The 16,021-nt window shown below is 47.5% G+C and carries 13 protein-coding genes; 12 read left to right on the forward strand and 1 reads right to left on the reverse strand.

The genetic code is table 11. From position 1 onward, the window contains the following. Positions 1-6 precede the first annotated feature (6 nt). The 8 genes from B5G00_RS07300 to B5G00_RS07335 all read left to right on the forward strand — a co-directional run bounded on the left by B5G00_RS07300 (position 7) and on the right by B5G00_RS07335 (position 6,897). Entirely contained in the window at positions 7-834 is an 828-nt protein-coding gene (locus B5G00_RS07300; protein ID WP_087270749.1) for an immunoglobulin-like domain-containing protein, read from the forward strand. A 13-nt stretch (positions 835-847) separates the two neighbouring features. Next, on the forward strand, positions 848-2,254 hold the full coding sequence (locus tag B5G00_RS07305) for a tyrosine-protein kinase domain-containing protein (RefSeq protein WP_087270752.1): 1,407 nt from the start codon (positions 848-850) through the stop codon (positions 2,252-2,254). Continuing rightward, entirely contained in the window at positions 2,196-3,764 is a 1,569-nt protein-coding gene (locus B5G00_RS07310; RefSeq protein ID WP_162613496.1) for a CpsD/CapB family tyrosine-protein kinase, read from the forward strand. Before B5G00_RS07305 ends, B5G00_RS07310 begins: the two co-directional genes overlap by 59 nt. Continuing rightward, a complete protein-coding gene (locus B5G00_RS07315) occupies positions 3,757-4,479 on the forward strand; it encodes a tyrosine-protein phosphatase (protein WP_087270759.1) in 723 nt (240 codons plus the stop codon). The genes B5G00_RS07310 and B5G00_RS07315 overlap by 8 nt, the downstream gene beginning before the upstream one ends. 135 nt (positions 4,480-4,614) lie before the next feature. Next, a complete protein-coding gene (locus B5G00_RS07320; RefSeq protein ID WP_087270762.1) occupies positions 4,615-5,190 on the forward strand; it encodes a VanZ family protein in 576 nt (191 codons plus the stop codon). A 283-nt stretch (positions 5,191-5,473) separates the two neighbouring features. Then, on the forward strand, positions 5,474-5,782 hold the full coding sequence (locus B5G00_RS07325; protein ID WP_087270765.1) for a hypothetical protein: 309 nt from the start codon (positions 5,474-5,476) through the stop codon (positions 5,780-5,782). Between the two features lie 19 nt (positions 5,783-5,801). Continuing rightward, positions 5,802-6,530, forward strand: a complete 729-nt coding sequence (locus B5G00_RS07330; RefSeq protein WP_087270768.1) for a hypothetical protein — start codon at positions 5,802-5,804, stop codon at positions 6,528-6,530. 61 nt (positions 6,531-6,591) lie between these two features. After that, positions 6,592-6,897, forward strand: a complete 306-nt coding sequence (locus B5G00_RS07335) for a hypothetical protein (protein WP_087270771.1) — start codon at positions 6,592-6,594, stop codon at positions 6,895-6,897. Positions 6,898-6,978: 81 nt separating this feature from the next. Here B5G00_RS07335 and B5G00_RS07340 read toward each other — a convergent pair whose 3' ends face one another. After that, positions 6,979-8,382 carry a leucyl aminopeptidase gene (locus B5G00_RS07340; RefSeq protein ID WP_087270774.1) on the reverse strand — a complete coding sequence of 468 codons (1,404 nt, stop codon included), beginning with the start codon at positions 8,380-8,382 and terminating at the stop codon, positions 6,979-6,981. A gap of 228 nt (positions 8,383-8,610) precedes the next feature. Between B5G00_RS07340 and glmS the strand changes: the two genes are divergently transcribed. The 4 genes from glmS (at position 8,611) to B5G00_RS07360 (ending at position 16,006) form a co-directional block, all read left to right on the forward strand. Beyond that, positions 8,611-10,449 (forward strand): glutamine--fructose-6-phosphate transaminase (isomerizing), encoded by a 1,839-nt coding sequence (gene glmS, locus B5G00_RS07345; RefSeq protein WP_087270777.1) that lies wholly within the window; start codon positions 8,611-8,613, stop codon positions 10,447-10,449. A gap of 180 nt (positions 10,450-10,629) precedes the next feature. Next, positions 10,630-11,667 (forward strand): YARHG domain-containing protein, encoded by a 1,038-nt coding sequence (locus B5G00_RS07350; protein WP_087270780.1) that lies wholly within the window; start codon positions 10,630-10,632, stop codon positions 11,665-11,667. A gap of 109 nt (positions 11,668-11,776) precedes the next feature. Further along, positions 11,777-14,398 (forward strand): vWA domain-containing protein, encoded by a 2,622-nt coding sequence (locus tag B5G00_RS07355; protein ID WP_087270783.1) that lies wholly within the window; start codon positions 11,777-11,779, stop codon positions 14,396-14,398. 15 nt (positions 14,399-14,413) lie between these two features. After that, entirely contained in the window at positions 14,414-16,006 is a 1,593-nt protein-coding gene (locus B5G00_RS07360) for a hypothetical protein (protein WP_087270786.1), read from the forward strand. Positions 16,007-16,021 lie beyond the last annotated feature (15 nt).

A 16,021-nucleotide genomic window follows, 5' to 3' on the forward strand; every position in this document is an offset into this window, starting at 1 on the left:
ACTGTTATGAGATTTGTCAGAGCTGGGGTAGTGATGATTTTTATTTTGTCTCTGGTAATCTTTGGCGTATCCCGGGTAGTTCTTTTTCAGAACCGGGATCCCAATGAACCGGAGATTGTAAGTGACCGGGAGATTTTGGAGATTCCCTGTGAGTATACCCAGGAACAGCTGTTAGAGGGGCTTACAGCCTCAGATCAGGAAGACGGGGATCTGACCTCGCAGATCGTGGCAGGCTCTTTTTCCAGATTTATTGAGCCGGGATTGTGCAACATGACCTATGTGGTCTTTGACTCTGCTGATCAGCCTGCCTCTCTTACCAGACAGGTAAGGTTCACCGACTATCATTCTCCCAGGTTTACCCTGACGGAGCCTCTGGTGTTTTCAGAGGGAGAAGGAAGCTATGATGAACTGATGGGCCGGCTGGGTGCCCAGGATCAGCTGGATGGGGATCTTTCTGACTGGATCACCCAGACAGATACAGATGTAAATTATCAGAGGGCAGGAAGCTATACCACGACTTTAGAGATGAGCAACAGCCTGGGGGATACGGTGACCCAGGATCTGCCGATCCATGTGGTGGCTGCAGAGGGGCATTCTCTGGAGATTGTTTTGAATACCGGGATTGTTTATATAGACCAGGGCAGCGGTATTGACGCCGCAGCTTATATTCAGGAACTTTTGGACAGCCAGGGCAATAATCTGGATACCAGCCTTATTTCGTCGGAATCCAATGTGGATCCCCAGACGCCAGGCTGTTATGAGGTCCATTATCAGGCAGAGGACGGACAGGGAAATTCCGGGGAAACCTGGCTGACTGTGATCGTAGAAGGGTGAAAGGAGGAGGCAGATGAATCGGGAACTTTTTCGACTGGATGAAATAAGCATAAGAGGCCTCTGTCTTGAGCTTCTTCAGAGTCTATGGATGATCCTGGTGATCGGGGTGTCTCTGTGGCTGGGGATCACCGGGGTCCATACTTTGATCTATGAGCCGGTCTATACTTCCACCGCTACCCTGGTGGTAACAGTGAAGGGACAGACCAGCGCCTATTCCTCTCTGTCGGTGACCAGCCAGATGGCAGATGTTTTCGGAGAGGTATTTCAGAGTTCGGCGCTAAGGTCCAGGATCATAGAAGATGTGGGAGAGGAAATCGCAGGAGATATTACCTGTACTCCTATTACAGACACCAACCTGCTTACTTTAAGCGTGTCCAGCCCGGATCCGCGGCAGGCGTATCTGTTTATCAATTCTGCTTTGGAAAATTATGAACAGGTGGCCCAGGATGTGTTCTCTAACGCTTCCCTGCAGATTTTACAGGAGCCTCAGGTGCCTTCTTCACCTTCCAATACTTCCTGGATCATGGCCAGGCGGAATCTGCTGGCAGCAGCAGGAATGCTGGCAATGGCGGCAGTGATCTGTCTTTTCTATCTCCTCCGGTTTACGGTGAAAAGTCCTTCTTCCGCTTCCAGGCTTCTGGATGGAACGGTCCGGGGGATCATTCCCTTTGAGAGCAAGGGGATCCTGGGAAGGAAGAATGCCAAGAAAGCCCTTCTTCTGAATTCTCCCCTGGTAAGCATGGACTTTGCCGAGGCCAGCAGAAGAGCTGAGGCGAAGGTAGAGTATCATATGAGGCGGAATGATCAGAAGATCCTGCTGGTCACCAGTATCAGTGAAAATGAAGGGAAATCTACAGTGGCGGCTAATATTGCCCTGGCTCTGGCGGAGAAGCACCAGAAGGTGCTTCTGGTGGACGGGGATCTGCGGCAGCCTGCCCAGTATAAGGTTTTTGAGGAAAAAAGTGCAGGAAGGACTTCTGTAGAGCAGGTATTTAGGGGAAAGGCCTCCTGGAAGGAGAATCTGTATTACAATAAAGCTGCAGGTATATGGGAGCTGTTCCAGTTTTCCGGCGCAAAAGATCCGGCTGCGGTCTTTGCAGAGGCACCTATGAAGACTCTGGCCCGGGAGTGGAAACAGGAGATGGACTATATTATCATAGACTGTCCGCCTACGGCAGTATCCACTGACGCAGAAGTCTGGATGGAAGCAGCGGATACTGTGCTATTAGTAGTCCGGGAGGACTGGTCTGATGTGCGGATAGTTAACGATACGGTAGATATGATCTGGCAGAGCGGCTGTGATTTCTCAGGATTTATTCTGAATGCTTTTCACAGAGACTGGATTTCCCAGAGTTCCGGATATGGATATGATTATGGAGACTATGGGAAAAACATCCGGAGAGGAGACCAAAGAGGATAAAAGTATGGAAGATCAGAGAAAAGAGATAGAAAACAGAGAAGACGATGAGATGGAAATTGACCTTGTCCTGCTTTTTGGGGCTTTCTGGAAAAGCTTTACCAGACTGTGGTGGCTGGTGCTGATTCTGATCCTTGCAGGAGCGGGAGGATTCTATGCTTTTCAGAATCTGAGTTATGAGCCTCTGTATGCCAGCAGTGCCACCTTTACGGTAGCTACCGGAGACGGAGAAAACGGCACCTATAATTTTTATTACAACAGCAATACAGCGGATCAGATGTCCAGGACTTTTCCTTATATTCTGGACAGCAGCTTTTTCAGGAGCGCCCTTTTGGAGCGGCTGGGAACAGATACCTTAAACGGCACCATTACTTCAGAGACTGTGGAAAATTCCAATATGGTCACCATGCGGGTGGAAAGCCCGGATCCGGAGGACGCCAGGAAGATCCTGGATACAGCTTTGGAAATCTATCCGGAAACGGCACGGTTTGTCCTGGGTGACATTCAGTTTAATTATCTGAATGAGCCAGAGACTCCCACAGAGCCTTTTAATCATATTGGTCTCAGGCGTACCTTGGCTCTGGGAGGAGGAGCCGGCGCACTGGCGGGAATTCTGATCCTGGGCCTTACGGCTCTTTTCAGAAGGACTGCCAGAAACCCGGAGGAGATGCAGAAGATCACCAGTCTCCGGTGCCTGGCAATGATCCCTCAGGTTCGCTTTAAGGCAAGGAAAAAGCAGAAGAAAAAGAAGATTTCTGTGCTGGACAAGAGGCTCTCTTTTGGTTACAGGGAAAGTCTCAGAGCCCTGGAAATCCGTCTGGAGAACATGATGGCAAAAGAAGGCGGCAAGGTCCTGCTGATCTCCAGTACGGCTTCCGGGGAGGGAAAATCCACACTGGCAGTGAACTTAAGCGAGCTGCTGGCATCCAGAGGAAAACGGGTGCTTCTCATAGACGGAGATCTGCGGAAACAGGATGACGCCGGGATCATCGGGATCCGGGACAGCGCAGGACTTGCAGATATTGTAAAAGGAGAGAAAACTATTCGGGAAGGCCTGCGGAAGCTGAAGAAAAGCGGTATCTGGTTTCTGGGGAGCCGCAGGACCGTGAAGCAGCCGGCTTCTGTTCTCAGCAGTCCCCGGACAGGAGAGCTGATACAGGCTCTGAAAAAAGAGATGGATTATATCATCATCGATACCCCTCCCTGTGAAACGTTCCAGGATGCAGGAATGCTGTCAGATTATGCCGATGGGATCCTCTATGTGGTGAAATATGATTTTATTCCCCAGAGACGGATCTGGGAGGGCCTGTCCTTCCTGGGAGGCAGAAGCGCCAGGATATTAGGATATGTGTTTAATTCTTATCCGGAATCAGTCAGTGAATACGGTTACGGCCGCTATGGTTACGGAAGATATGGCCGTTACGGCTATGGAAAATATGGTTACGGCGGCGGTTCCTACAGACAGCCTTATGGTCAGAAGAATGCTTATGAAGAGGAGGCAGGAAATGGTTGATCTGCATATCCACATCCTTCCGGGAATCGACGACGGTGCAAAATCCCTGAAAGAGTCCGTGGAAATGGCCAGGATGTCCGCCGCAGGCGGAGTCCGGGCCGTTTCCGCCACCTCTCACGGGGATTTTTCCTTTTATGAACCGGAAGAATATCTGAAAATTTATGGAAAAAAACTGGAGGACTTTTGCCGGGCCCTGAAAGAGGAGCAGATCCCCCTGGAAGTCCACAGAGGCATGGAGCTGATGGTCAATGAATCCCTTCTTAAGGCAGGGCGGAAAGGCCCCCTGCCCGGATACGGCGGCAGCCGCCGTCTGCTGGTGGAATTTTTCTTTGACATTTCCAGGACTACTGCATTAAAATGGACAGATGAACTCTTAGCCATGGGTTATCAGATTGTTCTGGCTCATCCGGAGCGGTATGATTTTGCAAAGCGGCAGCCGGAGGCTTTGGAAGGATTCTGGAGAAGAGGAGTAATCCTTCAGGTAAACAAGGGGAGCATCCTGGGAGAACTGGGAAGAAGAGCTGCCAGGACAGCAGACTGGCTTCTTAGCCGGGGGATGGCAGGACTGGTGGCCTCAGACGCTCATGACCCGGTGCTGCGGACGCCGGATCTGGAAGAAACGGCCAGAGTCCTGGACATATACTACGGAAGCAGCGCTTCCCGGATCCTTCTGGAGAGAAATCCTGCGAGGATTCTGGAGGGGCGGGAGCTGTAGAAACAGTTTTTGTGTTTAAAGGGAAGCAGAATGCGCAATACTGGAGATAAAAGAAGACAATACAAGATAAGCAGAGTCATTCTGAGAAACAGGCGAGAAAGAGAATGCAGATAAAACAGGGAAAGGAAGGGCTGTATGGTACTGGAAAAATTTATAAAAACCTATACAACACAGGTGTCTTCTGCCTGGCTTTATATCCTGATACTGACGGTTGTGCTGTTTTGCCTGATGGTGTATCTGGAAAGGCGGGGAATGGCCCGGCGTCACAGCACTGCCCTGAAAGCATTTCTTTCCAGAGGGCTTATGGCAGTGTCCCTGGCCGGGATACTGGCGCTGACTCTTTGCGGCCGGGAGTGGGGCAGCCGGATGGGAGGCCGTTTCCAGTTCTTTCCATTCTGGTCCTATTGGAGAACCATTACCCAGGGAGATGAGGGACTGGGAATACAGATCGTGAACAACATCCTTCTTTTTATTCCCTTTGGATTTGCCCTGCCTTTGAACTTTCCACGGTTTAAAAAACTGCGGTATATTATACTGGCGGGAGCATTACTGTCTTTAACCGTTGAGCTGGTCCAGGGATTTACCGGACTGGGGCTGTGTGAGATTGACGATGTGATGGGGAATACCCTGGGAGCCGGGATCGGGGGATGGCTGTGGTTTTACTGTACAAAATCAAATAAAAATCCAAGGCGGCAGAGGGGAAATTTTTAGAAAAATTTCCGTCTGCTGTTATAAAAACAGATAGGATATCATAAAGAAAACAAGATAGAAAGTCTGAAAGACACTTCAAGAAACAATTCAAGAATCCGTTCGGTATATCATTTCTCCATTTACCAATTGACAGAGAGCAAAAAAGAGTATTATGCAGCTAACATATAGTTGCAAGGAGGCGTGCCTTGCAAAATGAGTTTGATCCCGGGGATGTTATGAAAACGGGGCAGAGCCTCAGCCGGACCGGAAGATCCTGCGGCTGTCGGACCTCTATACGGTAAGGATGAAAGAAACACAGCTGGAGCTGACAGCAGTGCTGCTGAACATCAACCGGAATCATAACCGGGAACTGATGGAAGCATGCAGGGATCTGAAAGATTATGCGGAATACGTAGATCGGGTGCGGAAATATGCCAGAGAACTGCCCCTGTCAGAGGCGGTGGAACGTGCCATTACAGAGTGTATCCGGAAAGGAATCCTGAAAGAGTTTCTGGAGAAGAACCGGGCGGAGGTGAAGACTATTCCAGAAGGACGGGAAAGCTTCTTCAAAAGCGGACAAGGCGTTGGCGGAGGTATTACACTAATGTCATAAATCTGGTGGAGGTCAGTATATGCAGTTTAGCGGAAGTGGATCAAAAGACAGCTTATCAAGCCTTTATGTTCTGAAACATAAAGACTTAGATGTGGCGATGGTACAGATTGATAATATGACAGGCTCCATAGAGTATATTTTAGATATTTATATCCCGGAGGAACTGCCTCTTGGCTGCGATGCCAATGGAGGCGGAGTGAAAGAATGGTGGAAAGCCAGGGCGATCCCTGAGTCCAGGAAGGGGATCCGGCAGGTATTAAATTCCCTGAATGAAAAAACCAGTCAGTCTCTGATGCTGTCTGCTTATGGATTGAGCCTGACAGACCATTACTGGCTGCAGCCGGTAGACCGGGAATATTACTGGAAAGATCTGAACTTTTATGAAAATGATTTTTCCGATGAATTGGGAAAGCTCCTTACGGATTCCGGAGAGCTGGATCTGGATTTTCCTGTTTCTAAATTTTCACCTTCTTCATCTGTGAATGGGGAGATGAGGAAGAACTATATTCCTTATAGGATTGACAAGGCTGTTATAGAAGGGAAGAACTATCCCTGTTCTCTGTCGCCCCTGTTTACTTCTCAGGAACTGGAATTTGTTCCTGCTCCAATACAGACCGGCATTTTAATAATTTTGGCTTTTTATATGATGAAAAGCAGCACAGACTTGTGTCTATGGCGCCAATATTTGATACAGGGAACGCCTTGTTTTATAATGAAGAGGCGATACCGTCAAAAGAGAATCTTTTGAACATAGAGGTAAATTCCTTCAGTAAAAAGGAGACGGAAAAAGTATTGGTAGGCGGTGAAATATGAAAAATGTAGAAGTGCAGTTGAAGGGCGATCTTCTGATTATAGGGAAGGATCCCAGGCTTGTTGTAAATTTAAAGAGCCAGGAGAACTATATTGAGACCGGGAGCCGAAAAATCCCTTACCGGAAAAAAATACAGTTCAGCAGGGACCTGTTGGAAGGAAAGCGGCAGAATGTTTTTCAGACTGCTGTAAGATATTATTATCAGCAGGCATGCCAGGTGGCAGAAGGGATGAGAATAGCGCAGCAGTACAGGCTGAAAGCGAACAGGACAGTCCGGGAGAAGGGGAGGGAAGAGCCTTTATAGATAAAAGCAGAGTACATCAGATTATAGTAATCAGGGAGCGAACTATTTGTAACAGTTGACTCCCTGAAAAATTACTGCCTTTTACTGAAACATCTCTCCCAGAGTCCGTACCAGCACTCCGGTAGCGCCCTTTGCCATATATGGCTTGCCCTCGGAGAAATCACTGCTTCCGGCGATGTCCAGATGGATCCATTCTACTCCCTCGTCAATAAATTCTTCCAGGAAGGCGGCGGCAAGAGAACTGCCGGCACCGACTCCGATCACGCAGTTGTTCATGTCTGCTACATTGCTTTCCAGTACCTGCTTATGGAAGTCTTCGTCAATAGGCAGCTGCCAGAGTTTTTCTCCGGTCTTCTGAGAATACTTTTCCAGTTCCTGAAGAAAATCCTGAGAATTTGTGAAAGCTCCGGTATAGTTTTTGCCGAGAGCTGCTACGCAGGCCCCTGTAAGGGTAGCCATATCGATGATCTTTTTAGCGCCCAGCTTCTGGGCCCAGGTAATGGCATCGCATAAAACCAGACGGCCTTCAGCGTCTGTATTGGTGATCTCTATGGTCTTTCCGGACAGGGAAGTGAGAACATCATTGCAGGTGTAGCCGTCGGGACCGATCTTATTTTCTGTGGCGCCGATGACAGCCATAACATTTGCTTTTGCCTTGCTTCTGGCGATCAGTTCCAGGGCACAAAGAACATTTGCAGCACCGCACATGTCAAATTTCATCCCGTCCATATGCGTGCCGGTTTTTATGTTGTAGCCGCCGGCATCGAAGGTCAGGCCCTTTCCTACCAGAGCAGTATAATCCTCGCCGGGAGCCCCCTCATATTTCACGGCAATCAGCCGGGCACCGTGGGAAGAGCCTCTGTTGACGCCCAGGATGGCTCCGGCCCCCATTTCTTCCAGTTCTTTATTCGTAAGAATCTCACATTCCAGATCCAGCTCTTTTGCTATATTGGCGGCTTCCTCTGCCAGGGCTTCGGGAGTCATAATATTGCTGGGCGTGTTCCCCAGATTTCTGGCATGGTTGACACAGAATGCGGCTGTCTGGGCCCTCTGGCATACAGCGTCAATGTCTGCTGAAGAGATCAGGGCAATTTCCGGCTTCTTTTCCGGCTGTTTTCCGATTTTCGTGAAGTCATACTGACTGAAACCTGCGGCAAAAGCTGCCTCAGCAGCAGCCTCTTCTATGGAAAAACCTTCCATGGCTGGGGAATCAACAAAGATACACAAGTCTTTTTTGGCTGAGCGGATAGCTGCGCCTATGGTCTCCCGGAACTTTTTCGGGGTCATCTCCTCTGCTTTTCCAAGGCCCAGAAGCAGGAGCTTTTTGGGGGCCAGGATGTGGTACAGGTTTCCGGCTTCCAGATCCAGGTCTTGGGTGCCGGTCAGATACCCGGAAAACTCCCGGGGAATGGAGGCTCCTTCATAGAGAGGAAGAAGTACAGAAGTATCTATGGAAGATAATTCGCTGATGGAGTATGTTTTCATGATAATCCGTCCTTTCTATATATAATTTTCTTCGTTTTGTTTTTGCACACTGAGGGTAGCATATTCCTGAAAGAAAGTCAATTTTTGGGGCAGAGACAGGATTATAATCAGAATTTCATAATGACAGATTTTGAAATACATGGTAGAATATACTCGTTTAAAATGTGACTGCAAAGGGGAGGAAACTCCCGGATAAATTTTGAATATGAATATAATGGAGAGAATGTTATGTGTGGAATTGTAGGATATGTAGGTGAAGAGCAGGCGGCTCCGATTTTGCTTGGCGGGCTGTCTAAGCTGGAGTACAGAGGATATGATTCTGCGGGAATCGCAGTGAGAAATGACGGGACCGGTAAGACAGAGATTGTAAAAGCCAAGGGACGTCTGAAAATCCTGGTAGAGAAAACAGACGGAGGAATGGCAGTGCCGGGAACCTGCGGCATCGGACATACCCGGTGGGCAACCCATGGGGAACCTTCCGAGAAAAATGCCCATCCTCATTGTTCTGACGACCGTTCTGTGATCCTGGTACACAATGGAATTATTGAAAATTATCAGGAACTGAAGGAAAAACTGCTGAAATCCGGCTATAGTTTTTATTCTCAGACAGACACAGAAATTGCTGTTAAGCTGGTAGATTATTATTATAAAAAGACCGGAACTCCTCTGGAGGCTATGTCCAGAGCTATGCTTCGTATCCGGGGATCTTACGCTTTCGGTGTGATGTTCCAGGACTATCCGGGAAAGATTTTTGCAGCCCGCAAGGACAGCCCGCTGATCGTAGGAAAAAGCGATACAGGCGCGTTGATCGCTTCTGATGTGCCGGCTATCCTGGATAGGACCAGAAATGTATATTATATCGGAAATATGGAGATCGCTGAACTGTCAGCAACAGAGATCCATTTCTATAATATTGACAGGGAAGAGATCCAGAAGGATCTGGTTTCCATCAACTGGGATGCAGAATCTGCGGAAAAAGGCGGATATGAGCATTTCATGCTGAAAGAGATCCATGAACAGCCGAAAGCGGTTAAGGATACTATCGGCGCTTATGTAAAAGAGGGAAGCATTGATTTTTCCCAGGTGGGACTGGAAGATGAGACTCTGGCAGGTATAGAGCGGATCTATATCGTAGCCTGCGGTTCTGCCTATCATGTGGGAATGGTAGGAAAATATGTGATCGAAGGTCTGGCAAAGATTCCGGTGGAAGTGGACCTGGCTTCTGAGTTCCGTTACAGAAATCCCATCCTGGTAAAAAATTCTCTGGTGATCGTGGTTTCCCAGTCCGGAGAGACGGCAGATAGTCTGGCTGCTCTTCGTCTGGCTAAGGAAAAAGGCGTACCGGTGCTGGGAATCGTGAATGTAGTAGGATCCAGCATTGCCAGAGAAAGCGACTATATCCTGTATACTTACGCCGGACCGGAAATCTCTGTGGCCACTACAAAGGCTTACAGCACCCAGCTGATTGCTGTATATCTTCTGGCTGTCCAGGCCGCAAAAATAAAAGGCCTTATTGATGAAAACAGGTATACGGCTCTGTTGGAGGAGATGGGAACTCTTCCGGATAAGATCCAGAAAACTCTGGACGACAAGGAAAGGATCCAGTGGTTCGCCAGCAAATATGCCAATGCAAGAGACATTTTCTTTATCGGAAGAGGCATCGACTATGCCATCAGTCTGGAAGGCAGCCTGAAGATGAAGGAGATCAGCTATATTCATTCTGAGGCTTACGCTGCGGGAGAATTAAAACACGGCACCATCAGCCTTATCGAAGACGGAACTTTGGTTGTAGGCGTGGCCACTCAGAAAGCGCTGTTTGAGAAGACAGTGAGCAACATGGTAGAGGTAAAGAGCCGTGGCGCTTATCTCATGGGACTGACCCAGTATGGAAACTATAACATTGAAGACACGGCAGATTTCTCCGTATATGTGCCGAAGACAGACCAGTATTTTACCACCAGCCTGGCAATCGTGCCGCTGCAGCTGATGGGATATTATGTCAGTGTGGCAAAGGGCCTGGATGTGGATAAGCCAAGGAATCTGGCGAAGTCGGTGACAGTGGAATAAAATCTAAGAAAAGCAATAATAAAAAAGCAGGGCTGTCGCATTAGTCATATTTCAGGAATATGACTAATGCGACAGCCCCGCTTTTTTTGCACAAAGTACGGTTGTTGTCGGTCAGAAGAGAGCAGAGTAAGATGATACCATAAAGCAATATCTCTAAGGAAAAGTGAGGAGGAATGCAATATGAGAAGGAAAAATTATTATAAGGCAGTTCCATTATTCATCAGCTGTGTATTATTATTTTTCGGATGCAGCAAGAATGTAAGTGCAGAAGAAGAGTATACGGCTATTCGGGGGAATGGATGTCGGGATGAAATATTTGAACAGGGAAAAGAAGTGATTGAAAGGATCCGGGAGAATGATTGGGAAGGGGAAGATGTAGGATTTTACTCAGGATTAGATAATGTAGCGATAGGACATAAGATTACGGTATACAAGGATCAGGATTTTATATATGCGGTATTTGGCCTCCAGGGAGGGATGTGCCAAGTATATGGAGGCGAGGTTTATTCTTTAGATGGCGGAGATGTATGGCGTATAAGAGAATTTCATAAGACTGCGGGTGTCGGGGATATGTATTTCCTAGATGGGACTTTTTTGGAAATAGAAGGTATTGGTACGGTAGAGACAGCAGGCCCCTACGTGTCCCATGACTATGGAGAAACTTATGAGGCGATTAACTGTAGTGAAGCAGAAAAAATTGCAGCTCTTCCGGGGATTGGAGAACTCATCTATGCAGAAGCGCAATTTATCGATAAAACTGATGAAACTGTAAGCTTTGACTGGTATACGGTGGGGTCGGAGATTCCTTTTTACTCGATGGAAATTTCTTATAATACAGGGGAAATACTTAACGAGACAGACATCTATGGACTGGGAGAGGGTGCAAAGGAATATGCGGAGAGCGGATATATTTTTGAAGACAGCAGTCAGGCTTACTTAAATCAGGAAGAGGTAGAGAGAAGATATTTTTACGAAACGATGATCACTCAGGATCCGGCGAGTACGGTGCAGGAGATCCGCTATGCTATCAATGAGATCTATGCCAGGAAAAATTATGACTTTACAGGAACAGACTATGAACGATATTTTCAAGATAAGAACTGGTATTCTCCGGTGACTGGGAAAACTGTACAGGAAGAAGAACTGAATAGATATGAAAAAGCGAATATTGATTTTCTGGCGGATTTAGAGAAGCAATATAAAAATTATATTATCTGAAAGAAAATGTGAAATTTATTACAAATTTTCTCCCAAATTTGTAATTTTTATCACAAATGAGAGGGGAAGCATTATAATCAAAGGAAGTTATTATGGAGGAGTATGGCATATGAAAAATGTACAAAAGACAGGAGTCAGACTGTTTTGGCAGATGTTGATTTTGCTGCTTATATTCTTGATGTTTCCCAGAATCTGTATGGCAGATCAGTCTGACAACGAGAATACCAACGGAGTCCTCCCGGATAATGTAGGAGGAGAGGGGATCGATGTTGTGTTCTGCATCGACAACAGCGGCAGTATGTGGAGCCAGCAGGAAATCCGGGATCAGGCAGTCAGAAGTATTTGTAATCTGGCTGTGGGATCGGATATTCATATTGGCGGAGTATACTTCGCCGGTGACATCTACAAGACAAAAGGACTTACGCCTATGGAGAAAGAGGAGGGAGGCAGACAGATACTTGAGGGCTTTGTAGATGAGAAAAGGCAGGATGAAAATAATCGAAATACGAATATCGGGAATGCCCTGGAGGCAGCCAGAGGCCTTTTTGAGGATCAGGATGCGTCCAGACAAAGATTTGTTATCTTATTCAGTGATGGGATCAATGAAAATCTTGCCCAGGATTCTGCCTATAAGGAGGCGGCGGACAAAAAAACCCTGGAACAGGCTCAGCTGCTGCAGCAGGAAAATATACCAATCTACTGTGTCTATCTGCAGAAGGAGAGAAATGATGAGCAGTATCTCCGCAATCTGGTAAATTATTTTGGAGAGAATTCCTATGACCAGGAGCGGTTTAAGAAGGTTACGGAAGATCAGATCGATACACTAACTGCACAGTTTGCTCAAATTTTCTTTTCCATGCAGAATGATATGAAGTACCGGAAGGTGGAGGTGGATTCCTCAGGAAAGATGGGATTTTATGTACCGGAACTGGGGATAAACAAGATACAGCTGTTTATGGACGGAAATGTCCAGTATGAGGCAGTGCTGGACAGTCCTACGGAGGCGGAGGAGGATGCTGCTTCCTGGACAGATGGAAAAAGTGCATATATTACAGTAAATAATCCCACATCTGGAGACTGGACACTGGAAATAACTGGTGACAATAAAGAAGAGGTAAATGGAAGCCTTGCGTATTATTCATATTTGACAGCTCAGGCAGAATTTATTTCTGCGGAACAGGAAGAGAAGGCGGAGCAGCTTTATAGAAAGGAGCCGCTGCTTCTCAGAGTAAAGCTGATAGATGAAAACGGCGATGTTATTCATATGAATTCCGGGGCGGAGCTTACAGCTTCTGTTACTTTGAAGAAAGACAATGGTGAGACAGAGGAACAAAACCTGAGTTTTTCCCAGACAGAGGAAAATTGGGAATCTGAAGAATTTGCTATAGATGACTACGGCGCCTATACTGTGAAGCTGAATGTAAAGTATCAAGACCTGATCGATTTGAACTACACGCTGGCAGAAGGACAGATTGAAGGAAGAGCCCCTGTGACATATGACAAGGAGGAGGTTTACTATGGCACGCGTCATCAGGACGAGATTACATTTTCCCTGGAAAAGGCGGATATGTTCCAGGATCCGGATGGAGATCAGGTGACCCTGGGCCAGGTTACACAGATAAATAAGGAGAATCCGGTTGAAGTAGAAGAACAGGACGGTCTTGTGCTGGTCACAGCCAAGACAGAAGGTGATATAGAATTTGCCATAAACCTTCAGGATGAAACAGGACTTCAATCGATCGCCACAATAAAAGGAGAGGTACGGGAGAGAGGAACTATGACAATGGCAGGCTATATTATTATTGCAGTATGTGTGATTATTGCTTTTCTAATCATAAGATCAGGAGGAAAAAGAAAGAAGAAAAAACTGGAGGAACAGATCCGGGAGCTTCAAAAACGTCTGGCAGGTATGATCGATCAGTACGAACAGGCGGAAAAAACGGTTAAAGGCCGGAGAAAAAAGGAAAAAGAAATGGAAACCAATCTGGAACAATTGCTGAAGAGCTTTCGGGCTCATTGTGAGGCACATCTCACAAAATGGCAGATGGAAGACTATAAGGTTCCAGAACTTCTGAAACAGGGGGAAAAACTCCTGGGCAGCACCGACGGGAACAGCGAAAGCCCCGAGTTTATCTTAGATTTGGAGGATATTCCGGATCCGAGGGGACTTCGGTCTGCAGATATGACAGGGAAAACCAAAGGGGAACTGAAAAAAATGAAAAAAGATCTGGAAGAGGAAATCCAGAGTACAGAGGAGGAACAGGAGGAATTGTCGGACAGAGACAGGATTGCCCGGGACAGATATCGGAAGATGGAGAAACTGGGAGACAGAGCCAGCAGGCTGCAGATGGAGATCCTGGAAATGCTGAACCGGCCTGTGACCTGCGATCTGACCCTGGAGTGGGGTGAGTATTTTGGTGCCAAGAGAGCCAGACAAAAGGGGAAAGCATTAACCGGATATTACAGGCTGGATGATGTAGTGTTTCTGGCTGGCGGAGAGAAACTTACCTTGGGCGATGCTCTGAAAGGAGAAACCACGGGGGTCTATGTCTACGGCAGCCGGGAAGAGGCGGAAGAAGGTCTTTTCCTGAGAGGAGAGTTCCCCTTCCGGCTCCGGGAGATGGCTTCCGGCCAGGAGGCCAGATCCGTGAAGGAGGCGCTGCTGCATAGAGGAAGGAAATATACCATCGATACAGAGAGTACAGGCATTATGACCATTGAAGTGAAATAGCAGGAGGACTATAGTATGGGATTAGATTTTTGTCCTTTTGAGACAGATGAAAAAACAGGAAAATTTGCCAGGATCGATATGAGCAACCTGGCCTACGAACTGATTTACCAAAATGGGTATACGGAATTGGATCTGAAAGGCACGATTTTGGAGAGCAGTCATTATCTTAAGGCGAAGACAGATGAGAGACTTAAAGCCTATAAGGATGCCAGTGCAAAAATGATCCTGGAGGAGGGTATCCCGGGAAAACAGGAAAATCAGCTTCAGGAACTCTTGCGAAGGCTGGATGAAGAAAAACAGAATGAAACCTCGGCAGCAGGCAGAGGAAACGGCAGTCCGGATGCTATGGAGGATACCGAAGTTCCAGAGGGAGGCGAGACCGGGCTTCTGCTGGACTATCAGCTTCATGAGGACGGAAGCTACGGCTTTTCTTTTTCCCCTTCTGCAAAAAAGGCAGCGGGGGAGATCATGCGGGCCCTGCCCTGCTGCCCCAGGTGCCACAAGCGCCTGCCCCTGGGGTGGAATAATAAAGATATCGAAGACTTCTACAGCATCAGTCTGCTGTCCAGTACAGGTGAGGGAAAGACCAGCTTTCTTCTTGCCATGATGGAGAAAAAGTGGAGAAGGCTGGGAGCTATCAGTTCAAATCTTTACGTCTACCCGGCCCATATCATTGACGATGACCATGACCAGTATAGAAGCCTGGAGAATCAGAGTGAAAAAATGTGCCAGGATCATGGGGAATGCCCGCCTCCGACCCCCAATGGCTACGTAAAGATTAACCCTGTCTTCCTGCGAGTCCAGTACGAAGATCAAAACAGGATCCTGCACAACATGCTCCTGGGGATCTATGACAACTCTGGTGAGGTTTTAAGGGCTATGAATCCCGGAGACAACAGGATCCAGATGCTGTTGAATATGAATGCCATTATCTATTTCATAGATCCTAAGAACATGAAGGTGGAGCTCCCTGCAGAGACGGCGAGACAGCGAAAAGCGAGGGTAGAAGCCAATCTGCTTGATACCATCCAGAAACAGGGAGAATTTCAGAGAGAAAATAGGAGGATTCGTGCCCGGGGGGAGGAACTCCTTCGGGAAGACAGAGAGATGGTGCAGAGTACTAGGCAAGAGAAGGAAAGCCCCTTTGCCCTTTATCGGGATTTTCGGAACGCCACTATGACCGCAGATCCAGAGATGCTGGACAGGAACAAACGTTTTATGAAAAAGCAGCATCTGTGCTGCACCATCATCAAAAGCGATCTTCTCCAGGAAAGCCCTCAGATGCGGGAGATTCCTCACATGACGGAACTGTTTACCAGGGATCCGGAATACAATTACCTGGACGAGGATATCCAGTATGCCCGGGAGCAAATTGTGCAGGAGGTATGTTCCCAGTTCGTCTTTTCTCGTAGAGAGATGGAAATCATGGAAAAAGACATGAAGTCCGTGTCCTGGCACTGTATCAGTTCCCTGGGGTGCGGAACAGAAGAAATAAGGCCGCTAGTTTTTCGGTTGAAGGGGAGATTTGATCCCATCCGGGTGGAAGAACCCCTGGTGATCTGTATGAGGAACCGGTTCCGGGAGAATGGATGGGAGGAGCAAGAATAGAGAGGCGGAATATAT

This window comes from Blautia sp. An46, from assembly GCF_002161645.1.
In the GTDB taxonomy this organism is placed as follows: Bacteria; Bacillota; Clostridia; order Lachnospirales; family Lachnospiraceae; genus Blautia; species Blautia ornithocaccae.

Bases quoted from the DNA above. Each gene is read 5' to 3' on its own strand.
- B5G00_RS07300 (WP_087270749.1), top strand. From the start codon at position 7: ATGAGATTTGTCAGAGCTGGGGTAGTGATGATTTTTATTTTGTCTCTG.
- B5G00_RS07305 (WP_087270752.1), top strand. From the start codon at position 848: ATGAATCGGGAACTTTTTCGACTGGATGAAATAAGCATAAGAGGCCTC.
- B5G00_RS07310 (WP_162613496.1), top strand. From the start codon at position 2,196: ATGGATATGATTATGGAGACTATGGGAAAAACATCCGGAGAGGAGACC.
- B5G00_RS07315 (WP_087270759.1), top strand. From the start codon at position 3,757: ATGGTTGATCTGCATATCCACATCCTTCCGGGAATCGACGACGGTGCA.
- B5G00_RS07320 (WP_087270762.1), top strand. From the start codon at position 4,615: ATGGTACTGGAAAAATTTATAAAAACCTATACAACACAGGTGTCTTCT.
- B5G00_RS07325 (WP_087270765.1), top strand. From the start codon at position 5,474: ATGAAAGAAACACAGCTGGAGCTGACAGCAGTGCTGCTGAACATCAAC.
- B5G00_RS07330 (WP_087270768.1), top strand. From the start codon at position 5,802: ATGCAGTTTAGCGGAAGTGGATCAAAAGACAGCTTATCAAGCCTTTAT.
- B5G00_RS07335 (WP_087270771.1), top strand. From the start codon at position 6,592: ATGAAAAATGTAGAAGTGCAGTTGAAGGGCGATCTTCTGATTATAGGG.
- B5G00_RS07340 (WP_087270774.1), bottom strand. From the start codon at position 8,382: ATGAAAACATACTCCATCAGCGAATTATCTTCCATAGATACTTCTGTA.
- glmS (WP_087270777.1), top strand. From the start codon at position 8,611: ATGTGTGGAATTGTAGGATATGTAGGTGAAGAGCAGGCGGCTCCGATT.
- B5G00_RS07350 (WP_087270780.1), top strand. From the start codon at position 10,630: ATGAGAAGGAAAAATTATTATAAGGCAGTTCCATTATTCATCAGCTGT.
- B5G00_RS07355 (WP_087270783.1), top strand. From the start codon at position 11,777: ATGAAAAATGTACAAAAGACAGGAGTCAGACTGTTTTGGCAGATGTTG.
- B5G00_RS07360 (WP_087270786.1), top strand. From the start codon at position 14,414: ATGGGATTAGATTTTTGTCCTTTTGAGACAGATGAAAAAACAGGAAAA.